This is a genomic window from Bradyrhizobium genosp. P (assembly GCF_049949265.1).
Taxonomy (GTDB): domain Bacteria; phylum Pseudomonadota; class Alphaproteobacteria; order Rhizobiales; family Xanthobacteraceae; genus Bradyrhizobium.
In genome coordinates, this window is record NZ_CP188195.1 from 6,926,784 (window position 1) to 6,948,472 (window position 21,689).

Consider the following 21,689-nt stretch of genomic DNA (forward strand, 5'->3'; position numbering starts at 1 on the left):
CGCCTCTCCCTGCCCGGGCATGTTAGCCGGTCACAACCGATCACAATAGCCCCTAACCGTGGTGCCTGCGGGGCAGTCCTTTCCACGACCGGACGCGACGGACGCCGGCTGTCCGGCCCGCACCTGTGATGGCAATTGTTCTGGCGGCATGACCGGCCGGGACGCCTGAGAACCGGCTTCGCTGTCCCGGTACCGGTCAGGTACTCGGGGTCACCGCAGCCGGTGACCTGAAATTCTCGATGAAACGCAGCAGCACCCGCGCGCCCGTATCGGCATCGGCCGGTTCGACATGCTCGGCCGGATTGTGGCTGACCCCACCGCGGCAGCGCACAAAGATCATGCCGATATCGGCGATATCGACCATCGCCATGCCATCATGCCCTGCCCCGCTCGGCAGCTCGAACACGGCAAAGCCTTCGGCCGCGACGGCGCCCGCGATCTGCGACTGCAGCCATGGCGCGCACGGCACGCTGCGGTTCTCGTGGGTGACGTCGATCTGCAGCGACAGTTCGCGGCGTTTTGCGATCGCCTCGATCCGCCGCACGATGTCGGCCACCGCGCGCTTGCGATGCATGTCGCCGGGCGCGCGGATGTCCATCGTGAAAGAGACTTTTCCCGGGATCACGTTGGTGGCGCCGGGCATCGCGGTGATGTAGCCGACGGTGCCGACGAGGCCGCCCTCGTCGGTCTTGCAGAACTCCTCGATCGCGACGATGCATTCTGCGGCGCCTGACAGCGCATCGCGCCGCAGCGCCATCGGCACGGTGCCGGCATGGCCGGCGACGCCGGTGAGATTGGCGGCAAGCCGGGTCGCGCCTGCGATCGCGGTGACGACGCCGACCGGCAATCCCTTTTCTTCCAGCACCGGCCCCTGCTCGATGTGCAGCTCGACGTAGCCGAGCAGCTCGCGGCGGGTGCGCGCCGCCTTGCCGATATGGTCGGGGTCGAGCCCGAACCGGATCAGCGCTTCGCGCATCGAGACACCGGCGCGATCGCGGCTGGCAAGCACGCTCTCGTCGAATGTGCCGGCAACCGCGCGGCTGCCGAGCAGGGTCGAGGCGAAGCGCACGCCCTCTTCGTCCGCAAAACCGACGATCTCGACCGCGAATGGCAGCCGCGTGCCGCGCCGGTTCAGATCGGCCACGCAGGCGATCGCCGTGATGACACCGAGCGGGCCATCCCAACTGCCGGCATCGCGAACGGTGTCGTAATGCGAGCCGAGCATCAGGCACGGCAGACCCGGCCGTTCGCCTTCGTAGCGGCCACAGACATTACCGATGGCATCGAGATGCGCGCTCATGCCAGCCTCTCGCATCCAGGACAGGATAAGATCGGCGGCCTGGCGGTGCTCGAGGGTGAGGAAAATCCGCGCCAGATGCTCGGGCGTCTCCGAGATCGCACCGAGCTGGCCGATCCGCGCCACAATCTCACCGCCGAGCGATGACCGCCTGGTTCCTGCTGCTGTTTCCATCTCGCTCATGCTTTTCCAGTGCAGTCGCCCTCGGTGACCACCAAGCCGCTCACTTCGTAGCAGTCCCGGTTCAATTCACCAGCCGGCAAATTGCAGGATTTGCGTGCCTCCCGCCGAGGTAACCTCACCGGCGTCGCCGGCTAATGACTGCTTAACGGCATTGCATACAATACAAGTATAGCGCCCAAAATATATGCATTTCATTCTTGCTCGAACTCTGAGCATACCCACGTCGTCAATTATTATCGTGTAAATTCAATCGTTTGTTCCGGCATGACCAGTAAACATGCTCTGGCACGAAGCTTGCGACATCCCTTCTGAGCTCCGCCGTTAGGGGGGCTTGCGAAAACGAACGGCGGGCGGACCGCCGAAGGGGAGCAGGCAATGGATTTTAGCAGGATTTCACGACGGCATTTATTGCAGGGAAGCGCGGCACTGGCGCTGGGCAGCACGCTCGGCGCGCGGAGCGCCGCCGCGGCAGAGACCACGGTCGGCTTCATCTATGTCGGGTCGCGCGACGACTACGGCTACAACCAGGCGCACGCGCAGGGCGCCGCCGCCGTGAAGAAGCTGCCCGGCATCAAGGTGGTCGAGGAAGAGAAGGTTCCGGAGACCGACGCCGTCGAAAAGACCATCGAGTCCATGATCAATCTCGACGGTGCCACGCTGCTGTTTCCGACCTCGTTCGGCTACTACAACCCGCACGTCGTCAAGATGGCGAGCAAGTTTCCCAAGATCCACTTCGAGCACTGCGGCGGCCTGTGGACCGACAAGGACCCGAAGAACGCCGGCAGCTATTTCGGCTATATCGACGAGGCGCAATACATCTCCGGCATCATCGCGGGCTATTCGACCAAGAGCGGCAAGCTCGGCTTCGTTGCGGCCAAGCCGATCCCGCAGGTGTTGCGCAACATCAACGCCTTCACGCTCGGCGCCCGCCTCGCCAACCCGAAAGCGACCACGCAGGTGATCTTCACCGGCGACTGGTCGATGCCGGTCAAGGAAGCCGAGGCCACCAACAGCCTGATCGACCAGGGCGTCGATGTCCTCACCTGTCACGTCGACGGCCCGAAGACCATGGTTGAAAACGCGGCGCGCCGCGGTGCCATGGTCTGCGGCTATCACGTCAACCAGTCGCCGCTCGCGCCAAAGGCCTATCTCACCGGCGCGGAATGGAATTGGGAGGCGCTCTATCCGAAGTTCGTCAAGATGATCACCGCGGGTGAATCGATCCCGAACTTCTACCGCGGCGGCCTCAAGGAAGAGATCGTCAAGGTCTCGCCCTATGGCGATATGGTCTCGGCCGAAGCCCGCAAGCATGCCGACGACGTCAAGGCCAAGTTCATGGCCGGCGAGTACACCATCTTCAAGGGGCCGATCGCAGATAACAAGGGCAAGACTGTGATTGCTGGCGGCACTGACCGCGGCCAGCAGGACCCCGAGTTGGAGAAGATGGACTATCTGGTCGAAGGCGTGATCGGAGCGACTGCGTGACGACCGATACGGTGGAATCAGGGGATGCGGTCGGCGTTGCGCCGGCCGCCGATCCAGGATTCCTCCAGCGCTACGGCGCGAGCATCGAATACATCCTGATCCCGGGCGCGGCGTTGATCGGCGCGCTCGCGGTGTTCGGCGCCTTTGTCGCACTCTACGGCAAGAACCCGCTCGATCTCTATTTCTACATGTACTACGGCGCGTTCGGCACCTGGTTCTCCTGGCAGAACACATTGACGCGCGCGGCCCCGTTGATCCTGACCGCGCTATGCACGGCACTGCCGGCGCAGCTCGGCATGGTGATCATCGGCGCTGAAGGCGCGCTCCTGATCGGCGCATTGTCGGCGACCGCGGCCGCACTTGCCGTGCAGGGCGCTTCGCCGTTCATCGTGCAGGTCGCGATGGTGATCGGAGGCGTGATCGGCGGCGGCCTCTGGATCATGCTGTCAGGGGCGTTGCGGCAATATCGCGGCGTCAACGAAACGATCTCGAGCCTGCTGCTGGTCTATATTGCGCTTGCCATCCTCAACCACCTGGTCGAGGGCCCGATGCGCGATCCGGCGAGCCTCAACAAGCCGTCAACGCGCGAGATCGGCGCCGCCAACATGATCGGCAGCATTCCCGGCACCGACGTGCATTGGGGCCTTGTGTTCGGTCTCGTCGCCGCGGTCGCGGCCTACATCCTGATCTATCACACCACCTTCGGCTTCGCGGCGCGCGTCGCTGGCGGCAACATCCGTGCGGCGAAGATCGTCGGCCTGAGCGTCGGCCGGCTGATCCTGACCATCTGCTTCCTTGCCGGCGGCTGCGCTGGGCTTGCCGGCATGATCGAGGTCGCGGCGGTGCAGGGCCGCGCCAACGCCAACCTTGCGGCGGGCTACGGCTTCACCGGCATCCTGGTCGCATTCCTGGCGCGGCAGAATCCGCTCGCGATCATTCCGGTGGCGATCCTGCTTGGCGGCATCAGCGCCTCCGGCGGCCTGCTGCAGCGGCGGCTTGGACTGCCCGACGCATCGGTGCTGGTGCTGCAGGGCATCATCTTCGTGTTCGTGCTCGCAAGCGACGCGCTCTACGGGCGCATCGGCTTCCTGAAGGGAAAGTCCTGACATGGCGGACGCTTCGATCGGGCTCTGGACCGTCCCACTCGCCGTGTTCGGCGGCGCCATTCGCGTCTCGACGCCGTTCCTGTTCGTTAGTCTTGGCGAATGCATCACCGAGCGATCCGGCCGCATCAATCTCGGCCTCGAAGGCACGCTGGTGATGGGGGCGATGAGCGCGTACGGCATCTCCTATCTCTCCGGCTCGCCGTGGCTCGGCGTGCTTGCGGCCGGCATCACCGGCGCCCTGCTCGGCGCGCTGCACGCCGGCATCTGCTCGCTGCCACGGGTCAACGACATCGCGGTCGGCATCGCGCTGATGCTGTTCGGCACCGGGCTCGCCTTCTTCCTCGGCAAGCCCCTGATCGAACCCACCGCCGCAAGACTGCCGGCCATCGATTTCGGCTGGTGGAGTGACCTGCCGCAGCTGCGCGCAGCACTCCGCATCAACGTGCTGTTCCTGGTCGGCGTCGCGATCGCACCGCTGCTCTACTGGGCGTTCAAGACCACGCGCTGGGGCCTGTTGATCCGCACCGCCGGCGAAAGCGCCGACGCCGCGCGCGCCATGGGTCATTCGGTGCTGCTGATCCGGCTACGCGCCACCATGGTCGGCGGATTTCTCGCCGGCATCGGTGGCTCATTCCTGTCGCTGTTCTATCCCGGAAGCTGGAACGAAGGCCTCTCCTCCGGCCAGGGCATCACCGCGGTCGCGCTGGTGATCTTCGCGCGCTGGGATCCGATGCTGTGCCTGTGGGCCTCGCTCGCCTTCGGCGGCGCCGCCGCGCTCGGACCCGCGCTGCAATCGGTCGGCGTCACCTCCGGCTATCACCTCTTCAATGCGGCGCCCTACATCCTGACGCTGGCGATCATGATCATCACCTGCTCGCCGAAGCGCACACTGACCGGCGCGCCGGCCGAACTGTCCATCACCCGATAGCTTCCCGCGAGGTCTTCCGATGCCCGAGCGCACCATCAAGTCCGAACCTTATGCGTGGCCCTATAATGGCGATCTTCGCCCCGAGAATACCGCGCTCATCATCATCGACATGCAGACCGATTTCTGCGGCGTCGGCGGTTATGTCGACAAGATGGGTTACGATCTGTCGCTCACCCGCGCCCCGATCGAACCGATCAAGAAGCTGCTCGCGGTGATGCGCGCGAAAGGCTTTCACATCATCCACACCCGCGAGGGCCACCGGCCCGATCTGACGGACCTGCCCGCCAACAAGCGCTGGCGCTCGCGCCAGATTGGAGCGGGCATCGGCGATCCCGGTCCGTGCGGCCGTATCCTGGTGCGCGGCGAGCCGGGCTGGGACATCATTCCCGAGCTGGCGCCGCTGCCGGGCGAACCTGTGATCGACAAGCCCGGCAAGGGCTCGTTCTGCGCCACCGACCTCGAACTGATGCTGCGGCTGCGCGGCATCGAGAACCTCGTGCTGACCGGCATCACCACCGACGTCTGCGTTCACACCACGATGCGCGAAGCCAACGATCGCGGTTTCGAATGCGTGCTGATCGAGGATTGCTGCGGCGCGACCGACAGGAGCAACCACGACCACGCGCTGAAGATGATCAAGATGCAGGGCGGTGTGTTCGGGGCGGTGGCGACCTCGGCCGATCTGATCGGGGTGCTGTCGTGATCATCGGCGAACCGCCCGCACCATCAGGCGCGTTCGGCGTCGATGCTATCGCCATGACGATGCGGTTCGGCGATTTCCTCGCGCTCGACAATGTCGAACTGAAGGTGCGGCCCGGCTCGTTCCACGCCCTGCTCGGCGAGAACGGCGCCGGCAAGAGCACGCTCGTGAAATGTATCATGGGCTACTACCACGCCACCGAGGGCGAGATCATCGTCGGTGACCGCCAACAGACCATCGCCAACCCGAAGGACGCCCACGCGCTGGGCCTCGGCATGGTCTACCAGCATTTTACCCTGGTGCCGGCAATGACGGTTGCCGAAAATCTCGTGCTGGCGCGCGACGACGTGCCGGCCGTGGTCGATTGGGGCAAGGAAAAGAAGGAGCTCGAGGCGTTCCTGGCGCGGATGCCGTTCAAGGTGCCGCTCAACGCAAAAGTCTCCGACATCTCGGCCGGCGAACGGCAGAAATGCGAGATCCTCAAGCAGCTCTATCTGAAGCGCCGCTTCCTGATCCTGGACGAGCCGACGTCGGTGCTGACACCAGGCGAAGCCGACGAAGTGCTGGGCATGCTGCGCGCCATGGTGGTTGCCGGCGAGTTGACCATCCTGATGATCACCCACAAATTCCGCGAGGTGATGGCCTTCGCCGACGAGGTGACGATCCTGCGCCGCGGCAAGCTTGCCGGCAGCGGCAAGGTTGCCGATCTCACACCCGACGAGATGGCGCGCACCATGATTGGCGCCGAGCAGTTGACGGTGCAGCCGGCGCGTACCGGAGATGCCGGCGCGCCGCGGCTCGAGCTCGAGAAACTTACCGCGCTCGACGATGCCGGCGCGGTCGCCGTGCATGGCGTTTCGCTGACAGTGAAGAGCGGCGAGATCGTCGGCATCGCCGGTGTTTCCGGCAACGGCCAGCGGCAGCTCGTCGAGGTGCTGGCCGGCCAGCGTGAGGCCGAAAGCGGCGTGATCCGAGTCCAGGGCGACGCCTATTCGGCGCGCCGCGAGGAGATGCGCCGCCACAAGATGTCGCTATTGCCCGAAGAGCCGCTGAAGAACGCCTGCGTCGGCGGCATGAGCGTCGCCGACAACATCGCTTTCAGAGAATTCGACCGCGCGCCGTTTGCGAGCGGCGGCTGGTGGCTGAATCGCGCAGCGTTCCGGAAAGACGCGGAGCGCAAGATCGGCCTCTACAAGATCAAGACCCGCACGCCGGATACCCCGATCGCGGCGTTGTCGGGCGGCAATGTGCAGCGCGCGGTGCTGGCGCGCGAGCTCTCTGATAACGTCGAGGTGCTGATCGCGGCCAACCCCTGCTTCGGGCTCGACTTCGCCGCGGTGGCGCAGATTCACGCCGAGATCATGGCAGCACGCAATCGCGGCGCGGCGGTGCTGCTGGTCAGCGAGGATCTCGACGAATTGCTGGAATTATCCGATCGCCTCGTCGTGATGTTCCATGGCGAACTCGTCCACGAGGCGCGCGCCAGCGAGGCCGACCTGACCGAGATCGGCCGGCATATGGCGGGACACTGAGGCCGCCTCAAATCTGAAGAAAACCGCAGCCGCAACGGAACTTTGCCCCCTCGCCCCGTTCTTACGGGGTCGAGACGAGGGGAGCTCGCTCTTAGAGCGTTGGGGTGAGGGGCTGCCTCCGCATCGATGGTGAGACTGGACTCGCGGAGACTCCCCCTCACCCGGAACGCATCTGACGATGCGTTCCGACCTCTCCCCGCAAGCGGGGCGAGGTGAAGGAAGAGTCCTCGCACTCGGCGCAAAAGCCTATCCGATCTCGAATGCGTCCGCGGCGAGATGCTTCAGATTGGCGTGCCAGTGCTCGGCGATTTGAAGCCGGGTCGGAACCCAGACGCGTTCGTGCATCTGGATATAATCGAGGAACCGCATCAGCGCGGCGGCGCGGCCGGGGCGGCCGACCACCCGGCAGTGCAGGCCGATCGACATCATCTTGGGTCGCGTCGCGCCCTCGGCATAAAGCACGTCAAAACTGTCCTTCAGGTAGGTGAAGAACTCGTCGCCGCCGCCAAAGCCTTGCGGGTTGACGAAGCGCATGTCGTTGGCATCGAGGGTGTAGGGAATGACAAGATGCGGCTCCGTTCCCGCCGCCTTGATCCAGTACGGCAGATCGTCGGCATAGGAGTCGCAAAGATAGCGCAGGCTGCCGGCTTCCATCAGCAGCCGCAGGGTGTTGATCGAGGAACGGCCGGTGTACCAGCCGAGCGGCCGCGCGCCGGTCGCCTGGATGTGAACGTCGATCGCCCTGGCGATCTCATCGCGCTCCTCGACCTCCGACATCTCCTTGTGCTCGACCCAGCGCAGGCTGTGGCTCGCGATGTCCCAGCCCGCTTCCTGCATCGCGGCGACAACGTCCGGATTGCGCTTCAGCGCCATCGCGACGCCGAACACGGTGGCGGGGATCCTGCGCTCGGTGAACATCCGCCACAGCCGCCAGAAGCCCGCGCGCGAGCCATATTCGAACATCGATTCGATATTGGCGTGGCGCTGGCCGACCCAGGGCTGCGCGCCCAGCACATCAGACAGGAACGCTTCCGAGGCGCGATCGCCGTGCAGGATGTTGTTCTCGCCACCCTCCTCGAAATTGACTACGAACTGCACGGCGACGCGTGCACCGTCAGGCCATTTCGGATCGGGCGGATTGCGGCCGTAGCCGCGGAGATCGCGCGGGTAGCGGGGCTCGGTCACATCAGACTTCCTCGAAGCGGATCTTCTGCGCGCCTTTCCACAACACCGCCTTGCCGAAGGCAGTGAGGTTCTCGAGCCCCGAGGTCAGGGTGATGAAATGATTGCCTGCGAGCTGGCCCATCTTGCTGGCAAAATGCACCCCGCCATAGGCGAGCAGGATCTCGGTCTCGCTGATGCCGCCGGGATAGAGGATGATCTGGCCCGGCGCCGGATAGCTGGTGTGGTTCTCGTAGGAGACGCCGAAATCGAGATCGCCGAGCGGCATCCAGACGCCCTCGCCGCTCCAGCGCACATGGATCGCCTGGCTCTCGAACGGCAATGCCTTGCGGAAGGCGGCGACCGTCTTCGGCGCGAGCTGCTCCTCGAAACGGGCGTCAAAGGTGAACTCGCCGGCGCGGACAATCAGTTTGCTCATCGATCTCTCATAGCTAGCTTTTGGGAGGTGTGACGTCCTCACCATTGCCGCCGGCCCACCCGGGACGCAAGGCCAATTCCGGCCATTTCTGCCGGTTTTTCGTCCTGGTGCGAGCCCCAACGGAGATGTGAGCAGGCCGGACGCCGGATACGCATTGCACCCCTTTTCCGCTTTTGCGAGCCTGAGCGAAATCAGGAAGGAGATCCCGATGACCACCGGCAGTCTGCACGGACACGTTGCGCTTGTGACGGGAGGGTCGCGCGGCATCGGCGCCGCCATCGTCAAGATGCTGGCGGAGGCAGGCGCCGCCGTCGCGATCAACTATCGGGAGCGCGCAGCTGAAGCGGAGACGCTCGCAAAGGGCATCACCGCGGCCGGCGGCCGGGCCGTCGCAATCGCCGCAGATGTGTCGGAAGCCGCCGCCGTCGCCGGCATGGTCGAGCACGCCAAATCCGAACTCGGCCCGATCGACATCCTCGTCAACAATGCGGGGATTGCGATCGTTAAAGGCCTCGACGATCTCACCGAAGAGGATTTCGACCGCACCATCACTGTCAACCTGAAATCGGTATTTCATTGCACGCAGGCCGTGCTGCCGATGATGCGCACCAAGCAATGGGGCCGCATCGTCAATATCTCGTCCGGGGCCGCGCGCGGCGCCGGCGCGATCGGGCCGCACTACAACGCATCCAAGGCCGGCGTCGAAGGGCTGACCCGCGGCTATGCTGCGCGCCTCGTCAAGGAGGGCATCACCGTCAATGCCGTCGCGCCGTCCCTGATCGAGACCGACATGATGCGGGGGCAGACCGGACTGCTCAACCGCATTCCGATGGGACGTTTCGGCACGTCGGAAGAGGTCGCTAAGGCCGTGATGCTGCTGGTCAACAATCCCTACATGACCGGCCAGACGATCGCGATGAGCGGCGGGATGGCGTTCAACTGACGCGGCCTGATCCGGCGCGATCGAACCATCAGCCCAGGGCGTTCCACTCTGGCGCTGTCATCAAATCATGGCAGGAACTGTGCTTGCCTGGGGGCGTTGACTGTCGAGCGAAACCGGGTTTGGAGCTTGTCGTGATCGATCCGAAAACGCTTCTCGAACGCGCTTCACAATTAGCTGATCAGGCCAAGACCGAAGAAGACCAGGGCATCCGCGAACGGCTGCTGCGCATGGCTGACCACTACCGGGATCTGGCCGCGCACGAGGCTTGGGCGCGTGAGAACCCGCCATCGGTCAGCGGGATTACGGGCGCCTTCGCCACACGGGCGGCGCATTGACGACTTGACCGCGGCCGCGCCGCTATCAACTGACGCGGATGCGGTAGCTCAGCGACTGGCGCGCCCCCGGCGCGATGTGCATCAGGCCGGGCTTGTCGGCAAACTCGCCGTCGAACTCGGCAGGGCTGGCAAAGCCGCGCCACGGTTCAATGCAAAGGAACGGTGCGCCACCGGGCTTCGACCAGATGCCGAGTTCGCGAAACCTAATCCAGGAGACCTCGATTGCCGGGCCTTGCGCTGCGGCGAACCGGACCGATGTGCTCGCGACCCGATCGAAGATGATGGCGTCGTCATCGAATAGACGCTCGGACAGCACGAGCGTGCGGCCCTCGACCGGACTGGGTTCCGGTTGCGGACGCATCAGCCCGTCCTTCAACCGTCGGATCGGCGCAGGCTCGTCGTTGGCGAAGGTCAGCGAGTAGGCATCCTTCGGCAATTCCGGCAGCAGCGGCCAGTTGAACGCGGGATGCCCGCCGAGCGAGGCAGGCAGCAGATCGCCGCCGGTATTGATGACGTCGAAGGTGACGTCGAGATCGGCGCCGTCAATCGTGTAGGTGACTTCGAGCCGGAACGCGAAGGGATAACGCGCGCGGGTCTCGGCGTCGTCGACCAGCGCGAGCTTGCAGGACCGCGGCCCCTGCTCCAGCCATTCAAACCGCCGGTCCCGCGCGAACCCGTGCTGCGTCATCGGATAGGTCTTGCCGTTGTGGCGCAGCGTGTCGTTCTTCAGTTTGCCGACGATCGGGAACAACAATGGTGCGTGGCGCGGCCATTGTGGGCCGGCCTGCCAGAGCAGTTCCGTACCCGCGCCATTCCTTAGCGAGCTCAGTTCAGCGCCCTGTGCCTGAATGGTCGCGGCGATCTTGTCGCCGCGCAGCGTGTGACTGTCGCTCATGCCTGGCCTCACCGAAATGCGGTCTACCGGACAAGCAAATGTTTGATCGCGGCGGCGGCGTCAAGCCTGTCGACGCATGCCGCGATCAATTTCATTAGCCGCGCGTATCTAAACTATCCGGCAATCTTGGAGAAATCGGGCTGACGGCGTTCGGCAAAGGCGGCGAAGGCCTCGCGCGCCTCCGCGCTCATCAGCCGCTCCTGGAAGATTTCGCCCTCGCGGGTCATTTGCGCGCTGATCCTGGCGGTGTCGCGCATCAGCGCCTTGGTGTGCTGGAGCGAGCCGAACGGCCGCTTCGCCAGCGCCTCGGCCGCGGCCCTCGCCTTGGCGCGAAGATCGCCGAGCGGAACGACCGCATTCGCAAGCCCGATGGAAACGGCGGTCTCCGCCTCAACCGGCTCGCCAAGCGCGAACATTGCATAAGCCCGCGCGTAGCCGACACGCTGCGGCAGGAGATAGGTCGAGGCAGCCTCCGGCACCAGCGCAAGGTTGACGAACGGCGTGATCAGCTTGGCATTCGGCGCGAGATAGACGAGGTCGCAATGCAGAGCATGGTGGTGCCGATACCGACAGCATTGCCGTGCACGGCGGCAACCAGCGGCCGCGTCGCGGTGGTGAGCCGGTCAAGGAAGCGCGTCACATGGCGCTCGCCCCGCGCGCCTTGCGAGACTGCCGCGAAATCGGCGAGATCATTGCCTGCGGTAAAACTGTCGCCATCGCCCTGGAACAGCACCGCGCGGATCGCAGCATCGGCCTCCGCACGTTGCAGCGCATCGGCCATCGCGCCGTACATGGCGTTGGTGATTGCATTCTTCTTGTCCGGACGCGCCATGGTGACCGTGAGGACCCCTGCTTCCAGTGCTACGTCGACCAGTTCACCCATGTCTCACTCCTGTTGCCTTGCTAACCGTCTTTGTCTTTCGGAAACTTCACTTGCAGGCTGGTCAGCCAGCGCGACACCACGTCGATCTCCGCTTCTGAAAAGCCATCCATCAGCCTGCTGTTGATCACCCTGGTCCGCATCGCGGCACGCTTGCCGAGTTCCTGTCCCGCCGCGGTCAGAGTGAGCCGCTGACTACGGCCATCAGCGCCATCACGCTTGCGCTTGACGAGGCCGTTACGTTCCATCCGGTCGGCAAGCCCGGTCATCGCCGACGGCACGATGTCGAGCGCCTGCGAGACGTCGCCGATCAACGCGCCGTCATTGCGCCCGAGATAGAACAGCACACCTGCCTGAGCCGACGTCAGGTCGTGCGCTGCTGTTTCCTGCTCGATTGCGCGCTGCAGCCGTCGATAGGCCACGTTCAGAAGAAAGATCAGCCGGTGCTCTGCCTTCATGCTCATCTCGATATATATTTCGCACGCGAAATATCAAGCGGAATCTTCTGAGGTTGCCCCGATCAAATCGATCCGAAATGTGAAAATGGGAGACATGCGCTCCCGCAGCGCGGTCCACGTTCGGTCAGCCCTTCACGGCGCCGGCCGTCAGCCCGCTGACGAGATAGCGGCGCACGGCAAGCGAGAAGATTAGGACCGGTGCCATCACCAGCGAGCCGCCGGCGGCGATCTTGCCCCACTCCCAGCCCTCATAGTTCATGAAGTTGACCACGGCGACCGGCGCGGTTCGTGCACTGGTCCGCGTCAGGATCAGCGCGAAGAAGAAATCGTTCCACGCATAGAGGAAGCAGAGGATCGCGGTCGCCGCGATGCCAGGTGCAACCATCGGCAACACGATCTGGGTGAAGACGGTGCGCGTCCGCGCGCCGTCCACCAATGCGGCCTCCTCCAGTGAGGATGGCACGGTGTCGAAGAACGGCTGCATCATCCAGATCACCAGCGGAAGGTTGAAGCTGGTATAGACCAGGACGAGACCTGTCACGGTGTCGAGCAAGCCGATCCAGCGATAGAACAGAAAGAACGGAATGGTGAATGCGATCGGCGGCGCCATGCGCGTCATCAGGATCGCAAAGGACAGCGCGTGCTTGCCCTTTCCCGCCCAGCGCGACAACGCGTAAGCCGCCGGCACGCCGAGCAGGAGCGCCAACGCGGTCGAGAACGAGGCGCTGAGCAGGCTGTTGATGAACGATGCCGAGAACGCGCTGTGCCAGAGCGCGGTGTAGTTCGCAAGCGTTGGCATAAAGATCAGCGGCGGTGGAAATCGCAGGATCTGGTCGTTGGATTTGAAGCTCATCTGCAGCAGCCAGAGGAACGGCGACAGCAGCACCAGGAGCGTCACGCCGATCGCGATCAGCCTGCCCGGGCTCGCCTTGCGTCCGGATCCGACGCTCATGCCATCACCTCCCGGCGACGGCCCATCCAGACGAGGCCGAGGCTGATGCAAGCAACGAGCAGGAGCATGACGACCGTGACGGCGCTGGAATAGCCGATCTCGTTGGTGTCGAACGCCAGCAGGTAGGCGTAGTAGTTGGTCACTTCGGTGACGGTGCCGGGTCCGCCGCCGGTGAGGAGGAAAATCAGCGGAAACGCCTTCACGCTGTCGATCAGGCGGAACATGCCCGAGATCACCAGGATCGGCACAATGAAGGGCAGCGTGACGTACCAGAAGATCTGCAGCCGGTTGGCGCCATCGACCAGCGCGGCTTCGGAATATTCTTCAGGGATCGTCTGCAACGCCGCCAGCACCATCAGGAAGGTGAAGGGCATCCATTCCCAGGTATCGGCGATGATGATCGATACCAGCGCGAACTGGACGCTGGAGGTCAGCGCCGGCAGCGTAACGTTCAACAGGCTTGCCGCGTAATAGAGCGGGCTGATGTCGGGCGTGTAGATCAGCTTCCAGATCACCGCGACCACGATCGGCGGCAGCACCATCGGAATCAGAAAGAACGTGCGTGCAAACTCAACGATGCGCGACTGCGTGTGCAAAAGAAGCGCCAGCCCCATGCCGAGCAGAACCTGGAACAGCACGCTCCAGAACGACAGCTTGGCCTGGACCCACAGCGAATTGACGAACCGGGGATCGCCGGGCAGCAGGCCGTAGTTGCGGAACGGCGCGCTGAAGTCGCTGGCCGAGCCGGGGTTGACGAGCTGGAAGGGCGTCAAACTCGTCACCACCAAATAGAGTGCCGGCAGCACCGCCACCGCGAACAGCACGATCAAGCTTGGCGTCAGGGCCCAGCGCCGAAAGCTGCGGCGCTCGGCATCGATTCCAGTGTCGCTCAAAGCGTACTTCCGGCGCGGCGCATGTTGGCAACCGCCTGGTCCTGCGCCGCATTCATGGCGTCACGCACGGGAAGCTGTCCGGTCGCGACCTGCTCGAATGCCTTGTTGAGAACGTCGCCGACGATCGGGAACTCCTTCACCGTGCGATAGGCCATGTAATTGTCACCCTTGGCCGGCAGTTCCAGCACATCGAGATATAGCGCGCCGAGATCCTGGCCATTGACCGTGTTGAGCTTGCGATAGGTGTCGCTGGTGATGATCGACCGGCGGCAGATCGACGAGTGGCCATGCTCCTTGACCATGCGCATCGAGATATCCGGGCCGAGCGCCCATTTGATGAACTCCCACGCCGCCTTCTTGTTCTTGGCGTTCTTGGGGATGCCGAGCCCCTGGCTGTTCGAGGCCGGATGGTCGTGCACGGGACCGGCGGGCATCCGCACGATGCGCGAGGTGTCCTTCACCTTGCTCTCCTCCGACAGCAGGATCGGCGTCACCCAGGAACTGGAATGGATAAAGACGTTGGAGCGGCCGGTGAGCAGCGACTGCCGTGCCTGATCCTCCGTATAGGTCAGCACGCCGCGCGGCGCGCTCTTCAACAGGCCGGCGTAGTATTCGATACCCTGGATCGTCTCCGGCGTGTTCAGCGTCGGCATGATGTCCGAGGGCGGATTCTTGAAGATGTTGCCGCCGAAGCCCTGGATGTAGGGCGGCAGGCACCAGTGGTGGAGCTGGAACGAAACGATGCCGTTGACGCCATCGGTGCCGTTGATCTCGCTGACAACCTGCTGCAACTCGGCGAAAGTTGCCGGAATCTTCAGCCCCTTCTTTTCCATCAGGTCCATGCGCGACAGGCCCATCAGCATGGCGCCGCCTTCCCAGGAATAGCCGTAGGTTCCGCCCTTGGCATCGCGATACGGGACCTGCGCACCATCGACGAAATCCTTCGGATTCCATTCCGCGGGCGTCAGGTTCGGATCATCAGTGAACTCGTCGAGATTGGAAAGCAGCCCTGCGGCGACCCAGCGCGCGGCAAGGATGAAAGTGACGTTGACGAAATCGTAGGCCGAGCCGCCCGACGACAATTCGAGATTGGCTTGCTGGTTGTAGACCGGGAAAGCCGAGAGCTCGAGGTCGACCTTCATGCCGGTCTGTTGCTCGAATTCCGGAATGTAGTTTTGCAGCAGGGTGAAGAAATGGTGCTGGAACGAGGCGCCATGCAGCGTGACTCCGGCAAACGGCTTCGCCTGTGCGATCGAGGGTGCCGGGAATGCGGCTGCGCCGAGCGCCGCAGCGCCGGCCTGCAGCAGCGTCCGGCGGCTGACACTCGACCCGTAATGCGATTTTTGACCGGTCATGCTGGGCACCCTCCCGCTGGTTTTTCGATAATATGACCGACATAAAATGGCCTGTCAAAATGACGAGAGTGTCGTCAGGACGGCGAAATACGAAGGATAATTGACATCGCAGCGCAATAAAGCAGACAATATTATTCCGAAGCCTGAGGATCCGATTTGCCCAAAGCGGCCACAGCCCGTCAATCAAACACCCATATCGCCCGCGAGATCGCGCGGCTCATCGTGACCGGTACCTGGCAAGAGGGCTCGACGCTGCCGCGGGAGATCGAACTCGCCGCGCAATTCGACGTCAGCCGCACCTCGATCCGGGAATCGCTATCGATCCTGAAAGCCAAGGGATTGATCGCGGCACGCCAGAAGGCCGGCACGCATGTGCGCGAGCGCATCAACTGGAACATGATGGACGCCGAACTGCTGGAATGGACCTGGGCGGACCGGCCGCGCGAGGAGTTTGCCCGGCAGTTGATGCAGGTGCGCAGTATCGTCGAACCCGAAGCATCCGCAATATCAGCGGCGCGCGCCACCGATTCCGATCTCGCCCGCATCGAGCGGGCCTATCGCGACATGGATGCCGCCGGCATGGACCGGGCGGCCTATGCGGAGCCCGACCTTCGCTTCCATCGAGCCATTCTGATGGCGACCGGCAACGACTTCCTGATGGCTTTCGCCGCCACAATGGAAGCGGGCATCCGGGTTTCGCTTGAATTATCGATGCGCAATCCGGACGCCCCGCGACGCGGCCTGCCCTACCACCGTGCCGTGCTCGATGAGATCTGGGCGCGCAACCCGGCCGGTGCGCGCGCCGCCATGCACCGGCTGATCGATTTGACCGAGCGCAACATCGCCGCTGCGCTGCCGCGCCGCAAGGGCGGCGTGGCGACGGCGGAGACGATCATTGATCGACCGCCGAAGTAACGGCGAGCGATGACGCCAGGCACGGCGCGGCCCGCGGAAATATCAAGCAAATTCTCGTGAAATTGCCTGGGTTGAAGCGGAAGACATTCCGCTGACGATAGGGCATGGGCTCCCGCAGCGACGATCTCCTGCCCGGATCACCCGCCCCGGTTGCGCGGAACGCGACATTTTTGTCGCCTTGCAACATCCTCATGCGAGCCGTGCTTCAGAAAACCCTTGATAGAGGTCCATCAAACCGGAAAGGTCTGCCCCCAAGGATGCCGCCAGTGGCGCTGCGGCTCCGACGGGGTCGCGAGAGAGTCATGACGTTTTCGGCAAGTCCGGCCAAGGAGCGTGCTGTCCGCCCGAAACGGCCGCGCCACCTCAGCCACGCGATGCGTTGCGAGACCGCATTCCGCCTGATCCTGTCGGAATGCCTCGAAGAGGTCTCGACCAACCACGAAGCGGTCTGTACCGGCGATCCTTCGGCACTCCACCGCACCCGCATTGCGCTGACACGGTTGAAAGCCGCGATCGCTTTCTACGGACGAATGGTGGCGGACACGGAATGGACGAGGTTGAGATTCGAGCTGAAATGGCTGAGCGCGTATCTCGGCGCGACCCGCGACCTCGACGTCGCGATCGAGAACAGCAAGGGCCAGCCTGAAGAGCGTTCGTTCAAGGCCGCGCGGGCCGAGGCCTTCGAGCGGCTCAAGGACGCGCTGCAAAGCGAGCGTTACCAGCAATGGCTGGAGGGCATGTGGGACTGGATCGGCAGCGGCCCGTGGACCACAAGGCAAGATCGCACCGCCGCGCAGCGGCGGGCCGTTCCGGTATCGGTCTTTCATGCACGCCGACTTGCGCGATGGCACAAGAAGCTGACGCGCAAGAGCCGCGGCTTGCCGGGCATGGGCAAGAACAAGCGGCATCGCGTGCGGCTTGCCAGCAAGCGGCTGCGCTACGCGATCGAGTTCTCGGAAGGCGGGTTGGGGGCCGAGGACTATGCGTCGTGGCGGCTCATTCTGAAACATCTGCGCAAGGCGCAGCAGATCCTCGGTGAACTGAATGACGCCGAGGTCCGCCGCACGCTCGCCGCGAGCACGACGGATCAGCAGAAGGTCATGAACCGCCAGGCCGGGCATGAGAAGACGCTGGATCGGAAGCGCAGGAGCCAACTGCTGCGCCGGGCCACGGTCGTCTATCGGAAGATTGCCGGATGAATCCATCCGCTCGTTTGCCGCGCCTGCCCTCGCGATCCGCATCGGCGATCCCCGGTACGATTCTCATGTGCGGCTACTCTGCCATAGTGTTTCCGAAACCCCTTTCGCTCGGTTATCACCATGCCTGACGGCTCTTCCACGGCGCATCTCTATCGGCCCAAGCTCGTCACCACGCTGACCGAGGGTTATGGGCTGGCTGCTTTCCACCACGACGTGATGGCCGGGTTGACGGTTGCGGTGGTAGCGCTGCCGCTGTCGATGGCGATTGCGGTCGCCTCCGGCGTGACGCCGGAACGCGGGCTGTTTACGGCGATCGTCGGCGGCTTCCTTGTCTCGGCGCTCGGCGGCAGCCGGTTTCAGATCGGCGGACCGGCCGGCGCCTTCATCGTCCTGGTCGCGGCGACCGTCGCACAGTTCGGGGTTGAAGGGCTGCTGCTTACCGTCCTGGTCTCCGGCCTGATGCTCACGCTGATCGGTGCGGTGGGACTCGGATCGCTGATCCGCTACATCCCGCATCCGGTCACCGTCGGGTTCACCTGCGGTATCGCTGTCACTATCCTGGCGAGCCAGTTGCGGGATCTTGGCGGGCTGACCTTCGCCGGCACCGAGCCCGGACCGTTTCTGGAGAAGCTCGCAGCCCTTGCCCACGCGCTTCCGACCTTGAACTGGTCGGCGCTGGCGGTCGGCGCCGGTTCGGCTGCGCTGATTTTTGTACTGCGCGCGTGGCGGCCGGCATGGCCGGCGATGCTGATCGCCGTCGTGCTGGCTTCGATCGCCACGCTACTGCTGCATCTGCCGATCGCGACGATCGGCAGCCGCTTCGGCGAGATTCCGCGCGGCCTGCCGGTGCCGCATTTGCCTGGTATCTCGTCAGGCCTGTTGCTAAAGATCCTTCCGGCCGCGCTCTCCTTCACGCTCCTCGGCGGCGTCGAAAGCCTGCTCTCGGCAAAGGTCGCCGACGGCATGACCGGACGCAAGCACCGCTCCAACATGGAACTGGTGGCGCAGGGGATTGCCAACATCGCCTCGGCGCTGTTCGGCGGGATCAGTGTCACTGGCACGATCGCACGCACGGCAACCAACGTCCGCGCCGGCGCACGCAGCCCTCTCTCCGGCATGATGCATTCCGCGTTCCTGCTCGCGTTCATGGTCCTGGCCGCGCCGCTCGCGAGCTATATCCCGCTCTCGGCGCTCGCCGGCGTCCTGGTTGTGGTGTGCTGGTACATGGCGGAGAAGGAAGCATTCCTGCAGCTGATCGTCGGCTGGCGCGGGGCAGCGGGGTTGATTCCGGCCTTTGCCCTGACCGTGTTCAAGGACCTGACGTTCGGTATCGTTACAGGGTGCCTGCTCGCCGCGATGTTCGCGGCCATCGACCGTTGGCGGCGGCCCGACGAGAGCTAATCGCTGTCGCGCAGCACCAGTTCGAAGCCGAGATCGGCGCGACGCTCGCCGCTCCAGCGCCAGCGCCAGCGGGCTGCAGTCCGGTCGCTCGCAGCGCCATTTACTCCTGCGTTGATTCCAGGAGACCGCGGCGGCATGCTGAAACGAACCGGAGTCCGGACGTTGCGAAGACCCGTGCACGATCATGGCTGCACTGATCCGTTCCGACGCTTCGCGTGCGGCGTTGCCTTGATCCTGGTTGGCTTCGTTGGCGCGAAAGCGTGCGCGGCGGAGCTGTCGCTGGACGTGGCGAACATGCCGCGCATTGCCGTCGTCGACCCGCGTTTCCAGTCCTACAACATCGAGATGGTCGAGGTGACCGGTGGCCGGTTCTGGAAGCCCTACGCAGCAACGGGCGCGCTTGCCGACGAGAAAGTCGATCGGTTCGCGGAACGCTCCCCGCTCGATCTCCACGACATCAGGCTGCGCAAGCTCGCTGCGGCCCTGTCTCCCGCCTATCTCCGCGTCAGCGGAACCTGGGCCAATAGCACCTTCTTTGCGGATTCCGACACACCACCGTCGGTGCCGCCGGCGGGCTTCAAGAGCATCCTGACGCGACAGCAATGGCAAAGCGTGATCGATTTCTCGCGCGCGGTCGATGCATCGATCGTCACGTCATTTGCGATCAGCGCCGGGACGCGGGACGCGAACGGCCACTGGACACCGGACCGGGCGCAGCGCCTTCTCGCCTTCACTCGTTCCATCGGCGGACATATCGCCGCCGCCGAGTTCATGAACGAACCGGATCTCCTCGCCATCGGCGGCGCGCCCGAGGGATACGACGTTGCCGCCTACGGCCGAGACTTCACCGCGTTCCACAACTTCATGAAACAGGCCGCGCCTGATGTGATGGTGCTTGGCCCAGGCACCGTCGGCGGCGGCGCCGATGTAAAGGGTCTCTTTGCCGCCACCGCACCAGACGTTGATGCGGTCTCCTATCATCACTATGGTGCTCTCTCGGCACGGTGCGGCGGTGATCGCACGCCGGAGGCCGCACTGTCGGACGACTGGCTGGCGCGAACCGACGACACATTGACCTTCTATCGCGCACTGCGGGATCGCTTCGCGCCGGACAAGCCGATCTGGCTGACCGAGACCGCCGAGACCGCGTGCGGCGGCGATCGCTGGGCCGCAACTTTCATCGACACATTCCGCTACGTCGATCAACTCGGGCGGCTTGCCAGGGCAGGCGTTCAGGTGGTGATGCACAACACCATCGCCGCAAGCGACTATGGCCTGCTCGACGAGCGGACCCACCTGCCGCGGCCGAACTATTGGGGCGCGCTGCTGTGGCGTCGGCTGATGGGCACGACCGTTCTGGATGCCGGGATTGCGCCACGACCCGGTCTTCACATCTACGCGCATTGCGCGCGCGATATTCCGGGCGGCGTCGCCTTGCTCGTTATTAACATTGATCGGGAAAAGCCGCACGAGCTGGCTATCCCGGCCACATCGCAACGCTACACCTTGTCGAACAAAAATCTCGCCGATGGCTCGGTCCAGCTCAACCGAACCACACTGGCGCTCGGGCCTGCGGATCAATTCCCGGCTCTCAAAGGTGAAGCAACCGCGGCCGGGACGATCACGGTCGCACCGGCAACGATCAGCTTCCTGACCGTTGCCAAGGCTGAGAACGCCAATTGCCGGTAGTGGTCGATATCCTATGCGGCGTCGCGGCCGGCGTCCGACGTGTCAGGTGAGCGCGCCACCAAGTGACCGAGCATGATCGCCGTCATCAGCCGCTCCATCTCGAGCCAGGCGGTGACGTGCGACATTGTCGGCCGCGCGCCACGCGCCAATTGACTTGCGTCGTCGATCGCCGTCAATCCGCGCGGATAGAACTCGCGGAAGATCACCCTTTCGGCCAATCCATCGACCACGCGGAAATTCAGCGTCTTCGACAGTTCGCTCAGGGCTTCTCCAACGAGGCGCTTGTTGCGCGAGCCGAGCGTGGACAGCCGGTTGCGCAGCACCACCCAATCGAATGCCGGCTGGTCGTGGGCGCTGCGCTGGCGCCGCGCCTGCTCCACCATCTTCGCGTAATGGCTGATGCCTGTGACCTTGAAGGACTCGGCATCGACGGTGCCGAGCACGTCGAAATCGAGAAAGCTGTCGTTCAACGGCGTGATCAGCGTATCCGCCAGCGAGTGGGCAAATGAGGTCAGGTAGGTGTCGTGACCGGGACCGTCGATGACGACGAAATCGTGTGAACGGCTGAGCCGTTCGACGATCTCGGCCAGCGCGCTACGCCCGAGCGTCTCAACCTCGCTGGTCCTGCCACTCACGGTCTCGAAGCACATATGCGTCGGGACGCCAAGTTCGAGCGAGGCTTCGCGCGCCCAATCCCGCCGGTTGTCGACGTAATGGGTGAGCGTCTTCTGCTTGTTGTCGAGATCGAGGGTGGCAACGCGCTGACCCGCCTTGATCAGTGCAATGGCGACATGCATGGCAACTGTCGATTTGCCGGAGCCGCCCTTGTTGTTTCCTACGACAATTACACGTGCGCTTGTCATGCGTTTCCAGACCGGACGCTTGAGCCAAAGCAGGACGAAATTGAATTCGGTAGCGAATCAAATTCTCGCTGATTCGACGA

The 21,689-nt window shown here is 64.0% G+C and carries 20 protein-coding genes and 2 pseudogenes; 11 read left to right on the forward strand and 11 right to left on the reverse strand.

Annotation, left to right across the window (positions count from 1 at the left end; translation table 11 throughout):
• Positions 1 to 196: 196 nt before the first annotated feature.
• On the reverse strand, positions 197 to 1,480 hold the full coding sequence (locus ACP2YO_RS33120; RefSeq protein WP_426435333.1) for an allantoate amidohydrolase: 1,284 nt from the start codon (positions 1,478 to 1,480) through the stop codon (positions 197 to 199).
• A 375-nt stretch (positions 1,481 to 1,855) separates the two neighbouring features.
• Here ACP2YO_RS33120 and ACP2YO_RS33125 point away from each other — a divergent pair, with 375 nt between their 5' ends.
• The 5 genes from ACP2YO_RS33125 to ACP2YO_RS33145 are packed head-to-tail and all read left to right on the forward strand — an operon-like array spanning position 1,856 to position 7,231.
• The gene (locus tag ACP2YO_RS33125) at positions 1,856 to 2,965 is read left to right on the forward strand and encodes a BMP family ABC transporter substrate-binding protein (protein WP_426435334.1); all 1,110 of its coding nucleotides are present in this window, start codon (positions 1,856 to 1,858) and stop codon (positions 2,963 to 2,965) included.
• Complete coding sequence (locus ACP2YO_RS33130; protein WP_426435335.1) at positions 2,962 to 4,071, forward strand: ABC transporter permease; 1,110 nt, start codon at positions 2,962 to 2,964, stop codon at positions 4,069 to 4,071. The genes ACP2YO_RS33125 and ACP2YO_RS33130 overlap by 4 nt, the downstream gene beginning before the upstream one ends.
• A 1-nt stretch (position 4,072) precedes the next feature.
• Positions 4,073 to 4,999, forward strand: coding sequence for an ABC transporter permease (locus ACP2YO_RS33135; protein ID WP_426435336.1), 927 nt, complete (start codon positions 4,073 to 4,075; stop codon positions 4,997 to 4,999).
• A 19-nt stretch (positions 5,000 to 5,018) separates the two neighbouring features.
• Complete coding sequence (locus tag ACP2YO_RS33140) at positions 5,019 to 5,702, forward strand: cysteine hydrolase family protein (protein WP_426435337.1); 684 nt, start codon at positions 5,019 to 5,021, stop codon at positions 5,700 to 5,702.
• Positions 5,699 to 7,231 (forward strand): ABC transporter ATP-binding protein, encoded by a 1,533-nt coding sequence (locus tag ACP2YO_RS33145; RefSeq protein WP_426435338.1) that lies wholly within the window; start codon positions 5,699 to 5,701, stop codon positions 7,229 to 7,231. The genes ACP2YO_RS33140 and ACP2YO_RS33145 overlap by 4 nt, the downstream gene beginning before the upstream one ends.
• 246 nt (positions 7,232 to 7,477) lie before the next feature.
• Here the strand turns inward: ACP2YO_RS33145 and puuE are convergent, their stop codons facing one another.
• Positions 7,478 to 8,416: an allantoinase PuuE gene (gene puuE / locus ACP2YO_RS33150; protein ID WP_426435339.1), complete on the reverse strand. Its 939-nt coding sequence runs from the start codon at positions 8,414 to 8,416 to the stop codon at positions 7,478 to 7,480.
• A 1-nt stretch (position 8,417) separates the two neighbouring features.
• Positions 8,418 to 8,831, reverse strand: a complete 414-nt coding sequence (locus ACP2YO_RS33155) for a DUF3830 family protein (protein ID WP_426435340.1) — start codon at positions 8,829 to 8,831, stop codon at positions 8,418 to 8,420.
• 208 nt (positions 8,832 to 9,039) lie between these two features.
• Here ACP2YO_RS33155 and ACP2YO_RS33160 point away from each other — a divergent pair, with 208 nt between their 5' ends.
• Both ACP2YO_RS33160 and ACP2YO_RS33165 read left to right on the forward strand, forming a co-directional pair.
• Positions 9,040 to 9,774 (forward strand): SDR family NAD(P)-dependent oxidoreductase, encoded by a 735-nt coding sequence (locus tag ACP2YO_RS33160; RefSeq protein WP_426435341.1) that lies wholly within the window; start codon positions 9,040 to 9,042, stop codon positions 9,772 to 9,774.
• Between the two features lie 131 nt (positions 9,775 to 9,905).
• Entirely contained in the window at positions 9,906 to 10,109 is a 204-nt protein-coding gene (locus tag ACP2YO_RS33165; protein ID WP_426435342.1) for a hypothetical protein, read from the forward strand.
• A gap of 25 nt (positions 10,110 to 10,134) precedes the next feature.
• On the opposite strand, the gene ACP2YO_RS33170 is transcribed toward ACP2YO_RS33165, so the two are convergent.
• The 6 genes and pseudogenes from ACP2YO_RS33170 to ACP2YO_RS33195 all read right to left on the reverse strand — a co-directional run bounded on the left by ACP2YO_RS33170 (position 10,135) and on the right by ACP2YO_RS33195 (position 15,542).
• A complete protein-coding gene (locus ACP2YO_RS33170) occupies positions 10,135 to 11,004 on the reverse strand; it encodes an aldose 1-epimerase family protein (protein WP_426435343.1) in 870 nt (289 codons plus the stop codon).
• 113 nt (positions 11,005 to 11,117) lie between these two features.
• A pseudogene (locus ACP2YO_RS33175) lies at positions 11,118 to 11,887 on the reverse strand (enoyl-CoA hydratase-related protein).
• Between the two features lie 20 nt (positions 11,888 to 11,907).
• Entirely contained in the window at positions 11,908 to 12,342 is a 435-nt protein-coding gene (locus ACP2YO_RS33180; RefSeq protein ID WP_426435344.1) for a MarR family winged helix-turn-helix transcriptional regulator, read from the reverse strand.
• Positions 12,343 to 12,466: 124 nt separating this feature from the next.
• A complete protein-coding gene (locus ACP2YO_RS33185) occupies positions 12,467 to 13,294 on the reverse strand; it encodes a carbohydrate ABC transporter permease (protein ID WP_426435345.1) in 828 nt (275 codons plus the stop codon).
• On the reverse strand, positions 13,291 to 14,187 hold the full coding sequence (locus ACP2YO_RS33190; protein WP_426435346.1) for a carbohydrate ABC transporter permease: 897 nt from the start codon (positions 14,185 to 14,187) through the stop codon (positions 13,291 to 13,293). The genes ACP2YO_RS33185 and ACP2YO_RS33190 overlap by 4 nt, the downstream gene beginning before the upstream one ends.
• A complete protein-coding gene (locus tag ACP2YO_RS33195; protein ID WP_426435347.1) occupies positions 14,184 to 15,542 on the reverse strand; it encodes an ABC transporter substrate-binding protein in 1,359 nt (452 codons plus the stop codon). Before ACP2YO_RS33195 ends, ACP2YO_RS33190 begins: the two co-directional genes overlap by 4 nt.
• 156 nt (positions 15,543 to 15,698) lie before the next feature.
• Here ACP2YO_RS33195 and ACP2YO_RS33200 point away from each other — a divergent pair, with 156 nt between their 5' ends.
• The 3 genes and pseudogenes from ACP2YO_RS33200 to ACP2YO_RS33210 all read left to right on the forward strand — a co-directional run.
• Positions 15,699 to 16,457: a FadR/GntR family transcriptional regulator gene (locus ACP2YO_RS33200; RefSeq protein WP_426435348.1), complete on the forward strand. Its 759-nt coding sequence runs from the start codon at positions 15,699 to 15,701 to the stop codon at positions 16,455 to 16,457.
• A gap of 302 nt (positions 16,458 to 16,759) precedes the next feature.
• Positions 16,760 to 17,656, forward strand: a complete 897-nt coding sequence (locus ACP2YO_RS33205; protein ID WP_426435349.1) for a CHAD domain-containing protein — start codon at positions 16,760 to 16,762, stop codon at positions 17,654 to 17,656.
• Positions 17,657 to 17,776: 120 nt separating this feature from the next.
• A pseudogene (locus ACP2YO_RS33210) lies at positions 17,777 to 19,015 on the forward strand (SulP family inorganic anion transporter); the annotation flags it as partial.
• A 38-nt stretch (positions 19,016 to 19,053) separates the two neighbouring features.
• On the opposite strand, the gene ACP2YO_RS33215 reads toward ACP2YO_RS33210, so the two are convergent.
• Positions 19,054 to 19,194, reverse strand: a complete 141-nt coding sequence (locus ACP2YO_RS33215) for a hypothetical protein (RefSeq protein ID WP_426435350.1) — start codon at positions 19,192 to 19,194, stop codon at positions 19,054 to 19,056.
• Here ACP2YO_RS33215 and ACP2YO_RS33220 point away from each other — a divergent pair.
• Complete coding sequence (locus ACP2YO_RS33220) at positions 19,193 to 20,746, forward strand: hypothetical protein (RefSeq protein WP_426435351.1); 1,554 nt, start codon at positions 19,193 to 19,195, stop codon at positions 20,744 to 20,746. The genes ACP2YO_RS33215 and ACP2YO_RS33220 overlap by 2 nt on opposite strands.
• 11 nt (positions 20,747 to 20,757) lie before the next feature.
• Here ACP2YO_RS33220 and ACP2YO_RS33225 read toward each other — a convergent pair whose 3' ends face one another.
• Positions 20,758 to 21,609: a division plane positioning ATPase MipZ gene (locus ACP2YO_RS33225; RefSeq protein ID WP_426435352.1), complete on the reverse strand. Its 852-nt coding sequence runs from the start codon at positions 21,607 to 21,609 to the stop codon at positions 20,758 to 20,760.
• Between the last annotated feature and the right edge of the window lie 80 nt (positions 21,610 to 21,689).

What these genes read in the sequence shown, in the direction of transcription:
- ACP2YO_RS33205 (WP_426435349.1), top strand. Translation starts at nt 16,760, where the DNA reads ATGACGTTTTCGGCAAGTCCGGCCAAGGAGCGTGCTGTCCGCCCGAAA.
- ACP2YO_RS33120 (WP_426435333.1), bottom strand. Translation starts at nt 1,480, where the DNA reads ATGAGCGAGATGGAAACAGCAGCAGGAACCAGGCGGTCATCGCTCGGC.
- ACP2YO_RS33155 (WP_426435340.1), bottom strand. Translation starts at nt 8,831, where the DNA reads ATGAGCAAACTGATTGTCCGCGCCGGCGAGTTCACCTTTGACGCCCGT.
- ACP2YO_RS33180 (WP_426435344.1), bottom strand. Translation starts at nt 12,342, where the DNA reads ATGAAGGCAGAGCACCGGCTGATCTTTCTTCTGAACGTGGCCTATCGA.
- ACP2YO_RS33185 (WP_426435345.1), bottom strand. Translation starts at nt 13,294, where the DNA reads ATGAGCGTCGGATCCGGACGCAAGGCGAGCCCGGGCAGGCTGATCGCG.
- ACP2YO_RS33160 (WP_426435341.1), top strand. Translation starts at nt 9,040, where the DNA reads ATGACCACCGGCAGTCTGCACGGACACGTTGCGCTTGTGACGGGAGGG.
- ACP2YO_RS33195 (WP_426435347.1), bottom strand. Translation starts at nt 15,542, where the DNA reads ATGACCGGTCAAAAATCGCATTACGGGTCGAGTGTCAGCCGCCGGACG.
- ACP2YO_RS33170 (WP_426435343.1), bottom strand. Translation starts at nt 11,004, where the DNA reads ATGAGCGACAGTCACACGCTGCGCGGCGACAAGATCGCCGCGACCATT.
- ACP2YO_RS33225 (WP_426435352.1), bottom strand. Translation starts at nt 21,609, where the DNA reads ATGACAAGCGCACGTGTAATTGTCGTAGGAAACAACAAGGGCGGCTCC.
- ACP2YO_RS33125 (WP_426435334.1), top strand. Translation starts at nt 1,856, where the DNA reads ATGGATTTTAGCAGGATTTCACGACGGCATTTATTGCAGGGAAGCGCG.
- ACP2YO_RS33140 (WP_426435337.1), top strand. Translation starts at nt 5,019, where the DNA reads ATGCCCGAGCGCACCATCAAGTCCGAACCTTATGCGTGGCCCTATAAT.
- ACP2YO_RS33135 (WP_426435336.1), top strand. Translation starts at nt 4,073, where the DNA reads ATGGCGGACGCTTCGATCGGGCTCTGGACCGTCCCACTCGCCGTGTTC.
- ACP2YO_RS33220 (WP_426435351.1), top strand. Translation starts at nt 19,193, where the DNA reads ATGCTGAAACGAACCGGAGTCCGGACGTTGCGAAGACCCGTGCACGAT.
- ACP2YO_RS33215 (WP_426435350.1), bottom strand. Translation starts at nt 19,194, where the DNA reads ATGCCGCCGCGGTCTCCTGGAATCAACGCAGGAGTAAATGGCGCTGCG.